The following is a 16,184-nucleotide window of genomic DNA, read 5'->3' as shown; positions in this document are numbered from 1 at the left end:
TAGTTAACTGCCTAGTAGAGCTCGTTTGCTCTATTGACGGCCATTAACGCTAGTGGCGCGATTAGCGACCATTAACACGATTAAAGAGCCTTTGGTTAGCTTTTACCGAGGACGTTCAGCTTAGTCTTGATAAAGTCACTGTGGTCAACGTAGAGCAGTTCCGCTGTTTTACGGATCACAGAATCTTCGATAGGGTCAATTTCTCCGTCGGCATGCGCCACTTCCCACATCGCTTTGATTAAGTCGATTCGCACTGGCTGAGATAGGTCTCTGAGTTGTGATGTAAAGTCATACAGCGATACTGATTGCTCTACTTTCGGTTCTGCTTGCGCTAGCAGAACCTTTGCTTGTTCTTCATCTAAATCCAGCAAACGTTGCAGAAGCTGTAGCTTAGCGACTCTTTCTGATTCATTGATCTGATGGTCGGCTCCCGCGACTTCACACAATAAACTCGCAATGGCGACATTAGGTGATGCGCCTTGGTTTTTGCTTAGGTCCTGGCCTTCAATCAATTGTTTAAACATTGATGTGAGAGAATTGAACATAACGAGCTCCAGTTAAAATTTGTATCGGGTTCCGTAACGCTGATAGCTATCAACTATAACTACAACTATTGGGTCTACAGAGTGTGATCGCAAGCGTCTTTACTAAAAACTGACATTACGGATAGGCGAGCGATAAGGAGCACTTTATCAATCTGGCTCTGGGAAACGGGTAATTTTACCATCACCACTGAGTGTCGTGATCGATTGCGGTTTCCCGTCGTTATCTAACCTGAGCTCACCAATTGCACTGCGGTTTGAAAGGCGATAGAAAGTTTGGTTATCAGGGCTACGCTTCTCTATTTTTAAACGTTTACGCTTAGTGAAATAGTTGAGTATTGAGCGTGGGCTGTACAACAGGCGATCCCACACGTCACAGAATTTAAGCAGCGAAGCAGGGAACTGATTTTTAATGCCACTACATGTGATTTGATAGATGTTCGGGCTGTTTCTGCGATACCTAAGCTTAATGTCGTAAGCAAAAGAGTAGTGAACGTCACCAGAAAGCACCACAAAGTTCGTTGGTGTTTTGGTGTGAGTAAAGATACTAATCAAGGTATTGGCGCTGCCCGGATGCGCCATCCAGTTTTCAGCATCAATGACTAACGGCTTACCTACTGTGGTCGCCATCTTTTGCAGTGTTTCAATAAACTTCACGCCAAACATCGGTGCAGCAGAAACGATCACTACTTTTTCTTGATGCAGCAATTGATGCTGAAACTCAATCAAAGCTTCCCAATCCATCAAACCAGAAGGCTTATTCATACGAGACTCTGAGCGCCAGCGACGCGTTCGAGTATCCAATACAATGACTTTTGGTGAGGTATCTATCGTGTAATGCCACTCTTCAAAGCGACTCAGCATTTCAATGAAGGCTTGATGCTTGTCTGGCTCGATATTGCCAATAGAGTGAGTAGTATTGCTATCACCGGCTTCATCATGCGTTTGTTTAGTAATGCGCGGTTGATCGACAAAAAGCTGTTTTGCTTGCTCGATAAACGTTTCGTCGAAGCTCTCCGGTTTATTACCCCAACCCTGACACATCCAGTAGGCAGCGAGGCCGTTACCTATCACTTGAGTGGCGAACTGGTTTTGGTCGACAGCATGCTCCCAACCTACAGTGAGATTCCAATCATCAGTCACATCGTGATCGTCGAAGATCATGTACGTTGGAATATGCGCGAACAGACGTTGCACTTGCGGCAAGCCAGCAATGAAATCATCCATGATGACGCTTTCATCACGCCACTGTTGCTGCTCAGTCGGTGTTAATTGGCGTCCACCTTGCGTGAAGTTATTCTCAATCAAACGCTCTCGATTGACACATTGCCACAATGTTGGAGACCAAACCAACAAGTACATCGCGATAAACTCAGACAGCGTGACCAAGTGGTTTTCACAATCGGTAGAGCTAAAAATCGGCACGCCACGATTCGGGAAGAACTTATCGAGCATGGATTCTGAAGCGGTGTGGTGCGGCAAGTACTGATGACGCTGATATAAGTGATACTCACTGTTATACAGCGCGTCACTGCTGTTGATTTGCTTAATTTGCGAGTCAGTCGGTAAGCTCTCGCCAACAAGACCAAGTAATTGAATCACTTGTTGAATAGCATCAAGTGTTGGCCCCGCCACATGGTCGGCGTAGATCTGATCGCCGCTCATCATCAGCATGTCGGGTCTTTCAGCGACGGTTTGCTCGGCTATCTTGTTATCGGCCGCGACTAGGCTGTCTTTGCTGGGATGATGAGGGTTACGGCAAGAGCCATGAAGAATGTAATCAGCCGATGTAGATATTTTAAACTCAACGCGAGATTTACCGTTGTAAACAAGGTGAGGGGCGAACTCTTTTAGTGAACCTGACTCTGTGTGAATGTCATATTCAAGAAGCGTATTAGTCGGAAACTCACCTTGTAAGCGAATTAGCGTTATCCACGCATGTGTACCGATTTGAATCGAATCATGCTCTTCAAGCGATGAGGTATAAAACGGTTGGTCTTGTTTTGGTTCAGAATGCTCTTTTTCGTTCGAAAAGCCTGTTTCTCGAATATAAAGATCAGCCCGGCCAACAAGGGGCGAGCTGGTGGCTAACCAAAGTACCACTTCAGTAGCGGTGGTTTTTCTTAAAATGGGTCCGGCGAGTAATAGGGGAAGAGATGAAGTCGTAGAGGGTTTCAATACGGTACCTAAAATCATTGGTGGCTAGTCGTCGTGGAGTTCTTTTATTTCGTGTTCTGCAATTCAGATTCGGTTGCTTCTGGCTTTGTGATCTTGAGTTCTGTCATTCCAGGCTCGGTTGCTTCTGGCTTTATGATCTTGAGTTCTCTCATTTCAGACTCAGTAGCCTCAAGCTCCGTCATTTCAGATTCTGTTGATTCAAGCTCTGTTGATTCAGATTCTGTTGATTCAAGAACTTCGATAACTTCCGAGCTAGAAAGTTCATGGCCCATTAGAAATATTGCCAATAGGGCATCGGCTTTGGTCTTGGTATCGGAAGGCTCGTCTAACAACAGTTCGAGCTTTTCTCGAATCATAGCAATCTCGTGCTCAACAAAGCCACGGCCTTCTTCATCCCCTTGATTGTCTTCAGGGGCATTATCGAATTCAAGAAATAGCATGTCGCCGTCTAGGTTGGTATCCACCAAACGCTCGGGCAGCCATGCCTCACCCACAACAATATCTGGATCGGAATCTTTGGGTAACTGATCTATAATGTTTTGTAATTCGGAGACTTTCACAATACTTTCATTTAACCGAGAATATTCTACATTGTAACGGTCAATGCCGATCAAACCTAAAAATAGTTAGCCATCATGGTTAATAAATGTCTATTCAGTTACACAATATTTATTACAAAGAGTAATTACATAAGAATGAAGCTCAAATATTTACCGACTCTCACTTCAACTGGAGTGGCTTTACTAAGTAGCGCTTTCCTAAGTGCTAATGCGTGGGCTGCTGAAGAACAAGAGTGGGGCATCGCTGCAATGTTCCGTACTGCAAGCATCCCTTATGACACGTCTGGTGGTGACCAATCGGTTAACTCATTCGTACCGATGCTGTTTTTCAAGAACGACTATGTGTTCATTGATGGTACCGAGATGGGTGCTTATCTTTATCAAACAGATGACGAGAAATGGTCTTTTAATGCTATTTCTCGCATGCGTTTTATTGATATCCCAGCTTCTGAGCAGAACGCAATTGAAGGCGATACTGCGGACTTCGGTGCTCAACTGACCTACCAACTTGATGGTTCTTGGTCTGTCGAGACGGAATTAATGAGCGACAGTGAATTCAACCTCCATGGTAACTTACGTGCGAAAGCCAAGTATGAAACTGGAGATTGGGAGTTTTACCCAAGTGCGACACTTCGTTACAAAAGTGCTGACTTCAATAGCGAGTACTATTCTGCGGCAGGCGAGTCGATTGGTGCGGGTGTAGATCTGAATGTCGGCGTTGAAGCGCGTTACCATGTGGCTTCAAACTTGTACTTATTGGGTTCAACCGGTGTGACTCGATTAGATGATAATGCCTATGATTCGTCGATAGTTGAAGACCGTTATCAAGGTGAATTGTACCTTGGCTTTGGTTTCTTTAACGACAAAGAGAAAGCGCCGAAACCTAAGCTGAGCAATGCGCCGTATTTACGTGTCGCACACGGCTGGGCTACGCCATCCAATATTGGCGACATCATGAAGTTCAATAGAGAGAAAGACGAATACAACAACCAGTTGACCTCGTTCTTCTATGGCCACCCGTTAACCGATGAGATCTTCGGCTTCCCATTGGACATCTACCTAACGCCAGGTATCGCGCACCACTGGAGTTCAGAGGTTCAATCGAGTAGCACCGAGTATATTATTGCGATCAAAGCGTATTACACCTTTGATTGGCCAACCCAGTGGCGTGTAGGTGTGGCAGAAGGTATGTCTTACATCGATTCGATTACCTATATCGAAGGCTCTGAGATGGACCGTAAAGGTTACACAGCAAGCCATCTGTTGAATTACTTAGACTTCTCATTCGATGTAAACGTCGGCGACTTGATTGGTAAGAATGACTTGAACAACTTGTGGTTCGGTTACTCATTGCATCACCGTTCTGCAATCTTTGAAAACGCATCCCAGTTCGGACGAATCAAAGGCGGCAGTAACTACAACACGGTTTATTTCCAATACGAGTTCTAAGCGTAGTTTTTAGCTGTTCTTTTTAATCGTGGTTTTTGACTGTCATTTTCGTAGAGACAGTTTTAACGTTAGCTTTAAGCCAGAGTTTACTAAGTACGACTTACATTTGACCTTGCTTTCATAGCCTTCGCTAGTGTTAGCTTAAAGAATCAGCCTGATAGCAAAAGGTTTTCCCTTTGTTGTCAGGCTTTTTTGTTTGAGACTTGTGGTACAATCGCGCGAGTTTAATAAGTACAAGAATAGGACACGCTTTGACTTCGTCTCCGGAAAAAGCAGACAACAACAAGAATGCAGCACAGCCAAGTTCTCCACAGAACGAAGCGAAATCGAATAAGCCTGCATCGAACCGACCTGCTAAGCATTTAAAAGCTAAACAACCAAAAACTAATCAACCAAAAGCTAAACCTGCCGATCATTCAGCAGCAGCCAATACAAAAGCATCTCAAAATAGCCCAGCTTCTCTTCGTAAAGCGCTCAACGAATGTATGATGCGCGATCGCTTCCGTCTGAGTAAGCGAATTGCTGGTGCGAGTAGAATTAAAAACGAACAATCCAAGAACGTTGTCTTCGATGAGATAGCGTTAGACATTGCCAAGTCAATGATGACGGCAAATCAGCGTGCCTCGCACAAACCAACCATCGAATACCCAGAGATTCTCCCTGTTAGCCAAAAACGCGATGATATTGCGAAAGCCATTTCTGAAAACCAAGTGGTTATCGTGGCGGGTGAAACGGGTTCGGGTAAAACCACTCAGTTACCAAAGATTTGTTCTGAGCTTGGCCGTGGCCGCATGGGCTTAATTGGCCACACTCAGCCTCGTCGTCTTGCGGCACGTTCAGTTGCCAACCGCATTGCGGAAGAGATGGAAACACAGTTGGGTGATTTTGTTGGTTATAAGGTTCGTTTTAACGACCAAATATCTGATAACACGCAAATCAAATTGATGACCGACGGTATCTTACTGGCGGAAATTCAGCACGACCGTTTCTTAAGCCAATACGACACCATCATTATCGATGAAGCCCACGAACGTAGCCTGAACATTGACTTCATCATGGGTTACCTAAGAGAGCTTCTGCCAAAGCGTCCTGATCTTAAAGTTATCATTACATCAGCGACCATCGATCCTGAGCGTTTCTCGAAGCACTTTAACAATGCGCCGATCATTGAAGTATCAGGTCGTACTTACCCAGTTGATACGCGTTACCGCCCATTAGGTGGTGATGAAAGTGATTCAGACCGTGACCAAATCGAAGGTATCTTTGAAGCGGTAGATGAGCTGTGTGATGAAGGGCAAGGCGATATCTTGATCTTCATGAACGGTGAGCGTGAGATTCGTGATACTGCCGACTCTTTAAGTAAACGTAACTTGCGTGATACCGAAATTGTTCCGCTGTACGCACGTCTATCGGCGGGTGAACAGAACCGTATCTTCCAGTCTCATACTGGTCGACGCATCGTTCTGGCGACCAACGTGGCAGAAACCTCGTTAACCGTTCCGGGCATCAAGTATGTCATCGACCCGGGTACGGCGCGTATCAGCCGATACAGCTATCGTACCAAGGTACAACGCCTACCGATTGAACCAGTATCTCAAGCGAGTGCGAACCAGCGTAAAGGTCGTTGTGGTCGTGTCGCGGAAGGTATCTGTATTCGTCTGTATTCTGAGGAAGATTTCGAATCACGCCCAGAGTTTACTGACCCAGAGATCCTTCGTACTAACCTAGCATCGGTTATCCTTCAGATGACTGCGCTAGGCTTGGGCGACATTCAAGCATTCCCATTTGTTGAAGCGCCAGATAAACGTAATATTCAAGATGGTGTAAGGCTGCTTGAAGAGTTGGGTGCGATCGCGACAGTCGAACCGTCTGCGAACAAAAACAAGAATCATGGCGACGACAAGAAGAAGCTAACCGCGATTGGTCGCAAGCTCGCTAAGCTGCCGATTGATCCACGTTTAGCTCGTATGGTGATTGAAGCGCCAAGTAATAGATGCCTGCACGAAGTGATGGTAATTGCTTCTGCGTTGTCTATTCAGGATCCGCGTGAGCGCCCATCAGACAAACAACAATCGTCTGACGATAAGCACAAACGCTTCTTCGATAAAGAGTCAGATTTCATCACGTTTGTGAACCTTTGGGATTACGTTAAGCAGCAACAAAAAGAGCTGTCGAGTAACCAGTTCCGCAAACAGTGTAAGCAAGATTACCTGAACTATTTACGTATCCGTGAATGGCAAGATGTGTATTTCCAAATTCACCAAGCGATGCGTGAATTGGATACCAAGCTGAATACAGAACCGGGCAGTTACGACGGCATTCACATGTCTTTGTTATCTGGCTTGCTTTCGCACATCGGTATGAAAGACCAAGAGAAGAATGAATATCAAGGTTCTCGTAATGCGCGCTTCCATATCTTCCCTGCGTCTGGCTTATTTAAGAAACAGCCTAAGTGGATTATGTCTGCTGAGCTGGTGGAAACCTCAAAACTTTGGGGTCGTGTTATCGCCAAGATTCAGCCTGAATGGATTGAACCACTAGCAAAACACCTGATTAAGCGCAGCTACAGCGAACCACATTGGTCGAAGAAGCAAGCGGCAGTAATGGCACACGAAAAAGTGATGCTTTACGGAATCCCAATCATCCCGAAACGTTTAGTGAACTACGGTGCGATTGATGCCACTGTCAGCCGTGAATTGTTCGTGCGCAGCGCTTTGGTTGAAGGTGAGTGGGAAACCAAACATGCCTTCTTCAAGCAGAACCGTAAGCTACTGCAAGAAGTAGAAGAGCTAGAACATAAATCGCGTCGTCGTGACATCTTGATCGATGATGATGAACTGTTCGACTTTTATGACCAACGTGTTGGCGAAGAGGCTGTTTCAGGCCGTCACTTCGATACATGGTGGAAGCAAACCAGCCAGAAAACACCAGAGCTGCTTAACTTCGAAAAGTCGATGCTGTTCCGCGGTGATGCAAGCCACGTTACTGACTTGGATTATCCGAACTTCTGGCACCAAAATGGTATCAAGCTGAAGCTGAGCTACCAATTTGAGCCGGGCGACGACAACGATGGTGTAACGGTACACATTCCACTGCCTATCTTGAACCAGATTGACCAAAACGGTTTTGATTGGCAGATCCCAGGCCTACGTCAGGAACTGGTAATTAGCCTAATCAAGTCGCTACCTAAAACGCTACGCCGTAACTTTGTGCCTGCGCCAAACTACGCCGATGCGTTCTTGGCTCGTGTTACACCACTTGAAGCACCGTTGTTGGATTCTCTTGAAAAAGAGCTGCGCCGCATGACAGGTGTAGAAGTGGTGCGTGACGACTGGAAGTTAGACCAGATCCCAGAGCACTTAAAGGTAACATTCCGCGCCGTAGATCATCGCAAGCGTAAGCTGAAAGAACAGAAAGACTTGCATGAGCTAAAAGAAAGCCTGAAAGACAAGGTTCAAGAAACGCTTTCTAAAGTGGCAGACGATGACATCGAACAGCAAAACCTGCATACGTGGAGCTTTGGTGAGTTACCAAAAGTCTACCAGCAGAAACGCGGCGGCTACGATGTTAAAGCCTTCCCAGCGCTGGTGGATTCTAAAGACAGCGTAGAGATCAAATTGTTCGAAACCGAGCAAGAACAGATCTCTGCAATGAAATCGGGTCAGCGTCGTTTAATCCTGTTGAACGTGCCATCGCCGATCAAATACTTGCACTCTAACTTGCCGAACAAATCTAAGCTTGGCTTGTATTTCAACCCATACGGACAGGTGCTCGATCTTATCGATGACTGTATCGCTTGTGGTATTGATAAGCTGATTGAAGAGAAGGGCGGTTTGGTTTGGGAACCAGAGCAGTTTGAAGCACTGAAAGAACACGTACGTGCAGAGCTGGGCGATAGCGTTGTTGAGATTGCTCAACAGGTTGAAACCATCCTAACGACCGCATTCAGCATCAGTAAGAAGCTCAAAGGACGTGTCGATCTTTCAATGGCATTCGCACTTTCTGACATAAAAGCTCAGGTAGAAGGTTTGATTTTTAAGGGGTTTGCCACAGAATGTGGGTGGAAACGCCTGCCGGATATTCTACGCTATATGAGAGCGATTGAACGCCGCATGGAAAAACTGCCGATTGACCCGAACAAAGATCGCTTGCATATGATCAAAGTTGAGTCAGTAATGAATGATTACAAAGAGTTGCTGAATAAAATCCCAAAAGGGATCGAGGTTCCAGAAAATGTAAAAGAGGTGCGTTGGATGGTAGAAGAGCTTCGTGTAAGCTTCTTCGCACAGCAGCTCGGAACGCCTTACCCAGTATCAGATAAGCGTGTTAAAAACGCGATTGATGCTTGCTAAGGAATAAAGCTAGACGCAATAGCAAGGTTTAGGTATAAATCTTGCTTATTGCATTACTAATTGAATAGTTATTACATACAGGGCGACTTGGTGGCAATTTATTACCACTCAAGGCCTGCCACTAGGACGAAAAAGGTCGAATATGAAAAAAACGTTATTAGCACTAGTATTGCTAGGTGCATCTTCAACAGCAATGGCTGATTCATGGTTATACGGTGGTGTTATGGGTGGTCAAAACTCATTTGCTGGTGAAGATGAAACGGCGATGGGCATCCACGTAGGTACAGGTATCCTTCCACTAATCGGTGTTGAAGCGGGTTACTGGGATCTTGGTTCTTTCGACAACGTTAGCTACGGTAACCGTGCTAAACAAGGTGTTGACGTAAGTACTGCTTACCTAGCAATCAAACCAAGTATCGACTTCGGTCCTCTTCACGTATATGCGAAGGGTGGTCTTCACTCTTACGAAGTGAAAGGCGATAGCTTCAAACAAGACGACGTTGATATCATGTACGGTGTAGGCGCAGAATACTTCATCTTTGGTCCACTATCTGTCGGCGCTAGCTACCAAAACTTCAAAATGAAAGATGACGACTCTGGCGTATTTACGCTAAACGCAACTATCCACCTACTGTAATTAATCAGTAAGGCGATCGTAAATAACGGTCGGATAGTCGTTAAAGAGTTCGTAAGAATTCATAAAAAATGCCAGCTTGATAGCTGGCATTTTTGTATCTGTAGAATAGTAATGTCGCTGACTTAAGTGGTATAAGTTAAGCGAGGAGCGCTATTTCTTACTGTTTAGAATCTTCTGAATTCTTGGGTTCATCGCTTTGCCGTGTTGGCTTTCATACTCTTCGCGTTTCAAGTCGTTCAAGTTCTTCACTGAGTTAGCGGCAAGCAGGAACTGCGGCAATTCTGTTTCCAGCATGCCTTTCTCATCTAAACGCTTTGCTTCCAAGTAGTATTTCTTAAACAGGCCATCGAGCTTGTTTTCAGCCGTACGCTTTAAGTCGTACAGTTTGTTTTGGATTAACCACTTCTCAATCTTGTTCACAGCAGTGCGCGACAATACACGAATACGGCTATCAAGCAGCTCTTCTTCAGTCAAAGAATCTTTAAGGATCCAAAGCTCACCCATTTGCGGCGGCCAACTGTTTCCAAGTTGAATACGCTCATGGCAGTGCATTAGTACGCGGTTAAGGCCGTCTGAGTCAACAGAGTGGGCAAACTCAAGAAACTTACCGCTCGGTTCACTTCCGTATTGGTATTCCCACTGAGTTTCGTACACGCTCAAGAAAGAACCGAACACATGGATACACCAATCGGTTAGCTCAAGCTCTGCTGGATCTTGATCAACAACAGGCACTTGTTGAGACGCACCAGAGCCCGCAGCGTTTGGTGTCGCTACTTTTACTTCTGTACTTTGTGCTTCAATCACTTCAGGTACGGTAGCATCAGGTACAACAGGTGAAGCTGGCTCAGAAGGTTGGCTTTTTGCCTTTTTGAATGAGCTGCTGCCTGAAGCGTTCAGATGGGCTAAGCTTTTGTCTATACCCATTTCCTTGAGCTTGTCCTGCATTTCCTGAATATTGAGAGGTCTTCTGCTGTTGTTGTCTTTCATTTTGCTTCTCGTTAACTAGCCAGTACTGCAGCTTGGATTCAATCCGAGATAATGGCATTAATTCATTGGCTTTGGCTTTATACCAGAGGACAAATTTCTTCCATACTAAACTATGGTCACCGGTCAAACCGGAGAATTTAAACGCACGTTCTGCCCATGATGGTATCTCTTCTTCGTTGAGATCATGAGTAGAGACGGTGTTGCTGTTCATTGAGCCTCGACCTTGTGGGCGAGGGGCCTGCTGCATGTGTTGCATTGGTGCCGGAGCAGGCTGAAACTTGGGTGCAGGTGCAGGTGCAGGTGCAGGTGCAGGTGCAGGTGCAGGTGCAGTAGAGTAGACCGGAATACTATTGGTCGGTTGAACCTCAACGTGCGCCGTAGCTTGCTCTTGCTCAATGAGCATTTTGAAAACGTGAATCTCTTTCTTATCTCGATAGTCTACTTTCACCTTATCGAGGAAACCTTGGTCGACTAAACACTTAAGGCAGTCGGCTAAACCAAACGTAGAGAGAGCACAAAGCTGACCTGCCGTTTGCAGGCACACATTGGTGTAACCGAATTCATCAGCACCATCTGCAAGCATCAATAAAACCAGCTTTTCCGCTGGGCTAGAAGTATTCACTTGCCAAGCTAAATAAGAATATTTGGCGCTCAATATCGTGTTCTCAAAAAAGGTAAGTCGTTGTCACTATTGTAAGTCACCCCTTACCGAATTTATAGCAACTTAACAGAAAACGACATTAGTAAGCCAAATATTGACCATAAGGAGAGGTCTGCCCCAAAAAGTAAGCCTACACTCATTCATTCTAGGTCAGAAGGTGGCTAAAGATGGGGTTTACGGGCGTCTTTTTCGGGGCCGATTCTGCACCAAGGCTTAAAATAACGTGGTCTATTAACGTTAAGAATGAGCTTCTAAACTTTCGTGTTGTCTTCATGAAAGCGCCTATCTTCTCTCTCTAGTGACTGTTGATGATTTCTTTATCTACTTATTGACCTATTTATCCATACATTCATAAGTTGTATTTAATTTATAAAACACCTTGATATGATCAATATTTGCGCTATTATGACGATAAGTCAGAAATGACGAAGCGTCATAAAATGGTTAACCACATGAATTTACTATTCGTGTTAATATATTGGACAGGAGCGTTTTAAATGCTGATTAAGCTTAGGTAATAGCTAAGCTCAAATACGGACTGAAAAATTATGTTTGGCTTTGGTTGTAAAGGCGATAAACAAAGTATCTTTGGTTGCAAAGCGGTGCTGTCTAAGAAGCAGCAATCCATCGCAGACCGAGAAGTAGAATTGATGTTGTTAGCAAAAGATCTGGTTCGAGAACAAGGGTTCGGAAACCTCACGATGGATAGGCTAACGGCGGCAAGCTCTTATTCTAAAGGTACGATATACAATCACTTTTGCAGCAAAGAAGACGTGGTTTTAGCGTTATGTATTCATTCTCTTAAGTCTGAGGCACTGTTGTTTGCTCGTTCTGGAGAGTTTGAAGGCAACTCACGCGAAAAGATTGTCGCATTGCACGTTGCGTACCGAGTTTATGCTCGTATGGAACCGGTATTATCAACTTGCGCGATTATGGCGAAAAGCCCATGGGTACTAGAGAAAGCCTCCAGTGCACGCGTGGCCGAGATGAATCAATTAGAAGAAATCGTTATCGAACAAGCGGATCTGCTCGTCAATCAAGCAGTAGAAGCCGGTGACCTAAAGTTTTCTTCTGGCGTGGGTTCAGATGCCATCGTATTCGCCAACTGGTCAATCGCATTTGGTTCAAATGCTTTGTCTCAGAATGCTTCAAACAGTCATTGTATCAAGCGGTTACAAGATCCGTATTCAGTATTACATAACGCGAACATGATTTTAGACGGCCTCAACTGGCAGCCCCTTTCGAGTGATTGGGATTACCGTAAAACCTGGCGCCGTGTAGAACAAGAACTGTTCAGTGAAGAAGTCGCTTACTTAGAGTCAGTAGGTCGATAAGCTTCAACTAAACCCACCTATGTGGGTTTATTAATAACCATTAGTGACGATTCGTCATAAACTTAAGTTTGCCTAGTGTTGTTTTGGTTTTCTTGAGTGTATGACTAAGAATTGTGTCTTTTGTCAGCTTCGGCTGGCTTTTTAAGACACAACTATGACGAATCGTCACAAATGGAGACTGTGATGGAACATGACAGCCAGAAGCCCGCTCTCGATCACCAAAATCGAGATAACCGTAATGTCGATAGCGTAAACGGGGATCTAAATAACAGTTGGCACTCAATACCGACCAAGCGTTCGTTTATCGTTCTGCTGGTGGTTTTTTCAATCATCATGCTCTCTGCATTAGGGGCGAAGAACCTCTACTTTAGAGGGGATTACAACATATTCTTCGAAGGCACCAACAAACAGTTGATGGCGTTCGATGAAATTCAAACTACCTTTGCGAAAACCGACAACCTTGCGATTGTTGTCGCACCTGAAGGCGGCAATGTCTTCACTCCAGAAACCCTCACCTTAATTCAAAACCTCACGGTCGATGCGTGGCAGATCCCGTACTCAAGCCGTGTCGATTCGCTGGCCAATTATCAGCATACCGAAGCCGTTGAAGACGACTTGTTAGTGGAAGATTTGCTGTACGAAGAATACGAGCACACACCAGAGCGGATCGCTAAAGTAAAACAGATCGCCCTCAACGAACCACTGCTTAAGAATGCATTGGTATCGGCTTCTGGTGACGTGACCATTGTCAACGTGACGGTGCAATTGCCCGAAGTGGACAAAACGGCGGAAGTGCAAGAAGTCATTGCGGCCATCAACGCCATGATTGACCGCTACGAGGCACAATATCCTAATGTCGAATTCCACAAGGCGGGCATCATTGCCATGAATAACGCCTTTATGACCTCGGCTCAAGAAGACAGCTCCACACTGGTGCCGTTAATGCTGTTAGTGGTGTTGGTGTTCCTAACCTTTATGCTGCGCTCGTTCTTTAGCGTGCTTGCTACCTTAGTTGTGATTATCTCTTCGATTGTCGCGACCATGGGTTTATCTGGCTGGGCAGGGATGTTCCTCAGCACCGCAACGGTTAACGTGCCAACCTTGGTTTTAACCCTTGCTGTTGCCGATTGTGTTCACGTGATTGTGACCATGAGACAAGCCATGCAACGCGGGATGGAGAAAGCCCAAGCCATTCAATACAGTATCAAGCTTAATGCGATGCCGATTTTGATTACTTCTGTCACCACCGCGATTGGCTTCTTGATGATGAACATGTCGGATTCTCCAGTATTGCGAGACTTCGGTAACTTATCGGCATTGGGCGTTATCATCGCGTGTTTCCTATCCGTGACTATGCTTCCTGCGCTGCTAAAGCTCTTGCCAGTGAAGACCTTGCCAGCGAATGAAGCTGCACAAAACAAAGTCACCTTCATGGATAAGTTGGGCGACTTTGTGGTGACCAACCGCAAAGCACTGCTGCCGATTTCTACCTTAGTGATTGTTGGCGCTGCCGCGTTAATTCCATTGAACAAAGTGAATGATGAATCGGTGAAGTATTTCGATACCTCAAGCGAGTTCAGACAAGCGGCCGACTTCATGGAACAGACTGTAAGCGGCATGACCACCATCAGCATCGCGGTCAAAACTAACGAATCTCAAGCAATTGCCGATCCTGTGTTCTTGCAAGCGATTGGTGACTTTACCGATTGGCTGCGTGTTCAACCAGAAACCGATCATGTGGCCACGCTTTCCGATGTCTACATGCGTTTGAACAAGAACATGCATGGCGATGACGACAGCTACTACCAACTGCCACTTAACCGTGAACTCGCCGCGCAATACTTACTGCTTTACGAGATGTCTCTGCCTTACGGCTTGGACTTGAATAACCAAATCAATGTCGATAAATCATCGATCAAAATGGTACTCACGGTCGACAACCTAGGCAGTGTGGAATTGGTGGAACTCGAAGAGCGCATCTACTCATGGTTTGCCGCTAATGCGCCGCAATATGAAGTGGTCGCATCTAGCCCGTCATTGATGTTTGCTCACATCGGTGAAACCAATATGGCGAGCATGCTATCGACTCTGCCAATCACCTTAGTGCTTATCTCTGGCCTGATGATATTTGCACTGCGCTCGGTTCGCTTAGGTCTAATCAGCCTAGTGCCAAACATTGCCCCGGCGATTATCGGCTTTGGTTTGTGGGCGCTTATCTCCGGTGAAATCAACCTAGGTTTATCGGTCGTAGTCACGCTCACTCTAGGTATCGTGGTCGATGATGCGGTGCACTTTTTGAGTAAATACCAACGCGCCAGAATGGAAGGGAAATCAGCGGAAGAAGCGGTGCGTTACGCTTTCCACACTGTTGGTCGTGCATTGTGGATCACCACGGTTGTGTTAGTGGCGGGTTTCTCTGTGCTAGCGATGTCGAGCTTCAGACTCAACTCAGACATGGGTTTACTCAGTGCGATTGTGATTTTCATTGCGCTGGTGGTCGATTTCATCTTGCTACCTAGCTTACTGATGATCTTCGACAAGCAGACTCATTACGAACCAAAGTCATCCGCTAAAGCTCAACCCAGCCCGTCTAACCCAACTGGCGAACTGACTACTTCAACCAAGTAAGGAATCGTCAGCCTGCTGCGGTGGGCTGACTCAAGGAGATCATTATGAAAAGCTTTAAACACTCTATTACAAAGAAAACACTAATAACGTCATTGATGACTATTGGCGCGTTCGTGGCTTTCCCTGCGTTAGCCGATCCTGCGAAAGGCTTAGAGATCGCCGAACAGCGTAAAGCCGTCGATATAGGGTGGGGCGATTCTGTTGCGACCATGGAAATGCTACTTCGCAACAAACAAGGCGAAAGCAGCTCGCGCCTAATGCGATTGAAGTCGTTAGAGGTTGATGACGACGGCGATAAAGGGTTGACCATTTTTGATGAGCCTCGTGACGTAAAAGGCACGGCTTTTTTGAATCACTCACACATAGCGAAATCAGATGATCAATGGCTGTATCTACCAGCATTGAAACGAGTAAAACGCATCTCTTCACGTAACAAATCGGGCCCGTTTATGGGAAGTGAATTTGCTTACGAAGACTTGAGCTCGTTCGAGCTAGGAAAATACACCTTCAACTACATTGAAGACGCCGAAATCGAAGGCGTGGATACCTTTGTCTTAGAGCAAGTACCGACCGATAAAAACTCTGGCTACACCATGCAAAAAGTATGGTTAGACCAACAATATTACCGCCCAGTTCAAGTGGAGTTTTACGACCGTAAAGGCGCATTGCTGAAAACCCTGTCGTTCCAAGATTACAAACAATACCTAAACCAATACTGGCGCGCACACACCATGTCGATGCAAAACCACCAAACAGGTAAAAGTACGGTATTAACCACGACAGATTTAGCGTTCCAGACCGGTCTTAAGGACAAGGATTTCCAAAAAAACACACTTAAACGTGCAAAGTAAGGCAA

The 16,184-nt window shown here is 45.6% G+C and carries 11 protein-coding genes; 6 read left to right on the top strand and 5 right to left on the bottom strand.

The features are described from left to right. Positions 1-95: 95 nt before the first annotated feature. The 3 genes from L3V33_RS13550 to L3V33_RS13540 form a co-directional block, all read right to left on the bottom strand. Positions 96-545 carry a TerB family tellurite resistance protein gene (locus tag L3V33_RS13550; protein WP_146458138.1) on the bottom strand — a complete coding sequence of 150 codons (450 nt, stop codon included), beginning with the start codon at positions 543-545 and terminating at the stop codon, positions 96-98. A gap of 147 nt (positions 546-692) precedes the next feature. Further along, positions 693-2,738, bottom strand: coding sequence for an alkaline phosphatase family protein (locus L3V33_RS13545; RefSeq protein ID WP_237290619.1), 2,046 nt, complete (start codon positions 2,736-2,738; stop codon positions 693-695). A 26-nt stretch (positions 2,739-2,764) separates the two neighbouring features. Further along, positions 2,765-3,280, bottom strand: coding sequence for a hypothetical protein (locus L3V33_RS13540; protein WP_237290618.1), 516 nt, complete (start codon positions 3,278-3,280; stop codon positions 2,765-2,767). 135 nt (positions 3,281-3,415) lie between these two features. On the opposite strand from L3V33_RS13540, the gene L3V33_RS13535 reads away from it, so the two are divergent. The 3 genes from L3V33_RS13535 to L3V33_RS13525 all read left to right on the top strand — a co-directional run bounded on the left by L3V33_RS13535 (position 3,416) and on the right by L3V33_RS13525 (position 9,718). Further along, complete coding sequence (locus L3V33_RS13535) at positions 3,416-4,729, top strand: MipA/OmpV family protein (RefSeq protein ID WP_237290617.1); 1,314 nt, start codon at positions 3,416-3,418, stop codon at positions 4,727-4,729. A gap of 251 nt (positions 4,730-4,980) precedes the next feature. Then, positions 4,981-9,081: an ATP-dependent RNA helicase HrpA gene (gene hrpA / locus L3V33_RS13530; RefSeq protein ID WP_237290616.1), complete on the top strand. Its 4,101-nt coding sequence runs from the start codon at positions 4,981-4,983 to the stop codon at positions 9,079-9,081. 142 nt (positions 9,082-9,223) lie between these two features. Next, positions 9,224-9,718: an outer membrane beta-barrel protein gene (locus L3V33_RS13525; protein ID WP_114633312.1), complete on the top strand. Its 495-nt coding sequence runs from the start codon at positions 9,224-9,226 to the stop codon at positions 9,716-9,718. A gap of 150 nt (positions 9,719-9,868) precedes the next feature. Here the strand turns inward: L3V33_RS13525 and L3V33_RS13520 are convergent, their stop codons facing one another. Together L3V33_RS13520 and L3V33_RS13515 are read right to left on the bottom strand one after the other, a co-directional pair. After that, positions 9,869-10,642 carry a hypothetical protein gene (locus tag L3V33_RS13520; protein ID WP_237290692.1) on the bottom strand — a complete coding sequence of 258 codons (774 nt, stop codon included), beginning with the start codon at positions 10,640-10,642 and terminating at the stop codon, positions 9,869-9,871. Continuing rightward, entirely contained in the window at positions 10,563-11,360 is a 798-nt protein-coding gene (locus tag L3V33_RS13515; RefSeq protein WP_054543217.1) for a hypothetical protein, read from the bottom strand. The genes L3V33_RS13520 and L3V33_RS13515 overlap by 80 nt, the downstream gene beginning before the upstream one ends. 554 nt (positions 11,361-11,914) lie before the next feature. Between L3V33_RS13515 and L3V33_RS13510 the strand changes: the two genes are divergently transcribed. The 3 genes from L3V33_RS13510 (at position 11,915) to L3V33_RS13500 (ending at position 16,179) form a co-directional block, all read left to right on the top strand. Continuing rightward, complete coding sequence (locus tag L3V33_RS13510) at positions 11,915-12,700, top strand: TetR/AcrR family transcriptional regulator (protein WP_017074568.1); 786 nt, start codon at positions 11,915-11,917, stop codon at positions 12,698-12,700. Positions 12,701-12,820: 120 nt separating this feature from the next. After that, a complete protein-coding gene (locus L3V33_RS13505; protein WP_237290615.1) occupies positions 12,821-15,328 on the top strand; it encodes an MMPL family transporter in 2,508 nt (835 codons plus the stop codon). 95 nt (positions 15,329-15,423) lie between these two features. Beyond that, entirely contained in the window at positions 15,424-16,179 is a 756-nt protein-coding gene (locus tag L3V33_RS13500; protein WP_237290691.1) for an outer membrane lipoprotein-sorting protein, read from the top strand. Positions 16,180-16,184: the final 5 nt, after the last annotated feature.

Origin of the sequence: Vibrio sp. A2-1 (assembly GCF_021728355.1) — a bacterium.
Classification (GTDB): Bacteria; Pseudomonadota; Gammaproteobacteria; order Enterobacterales; family Vibrionaceae; genus Vibrio; species Vibrio splendidus_K.
This window is presented reverse-complemented; position numbering and strand designations above follow the sequence as displayed.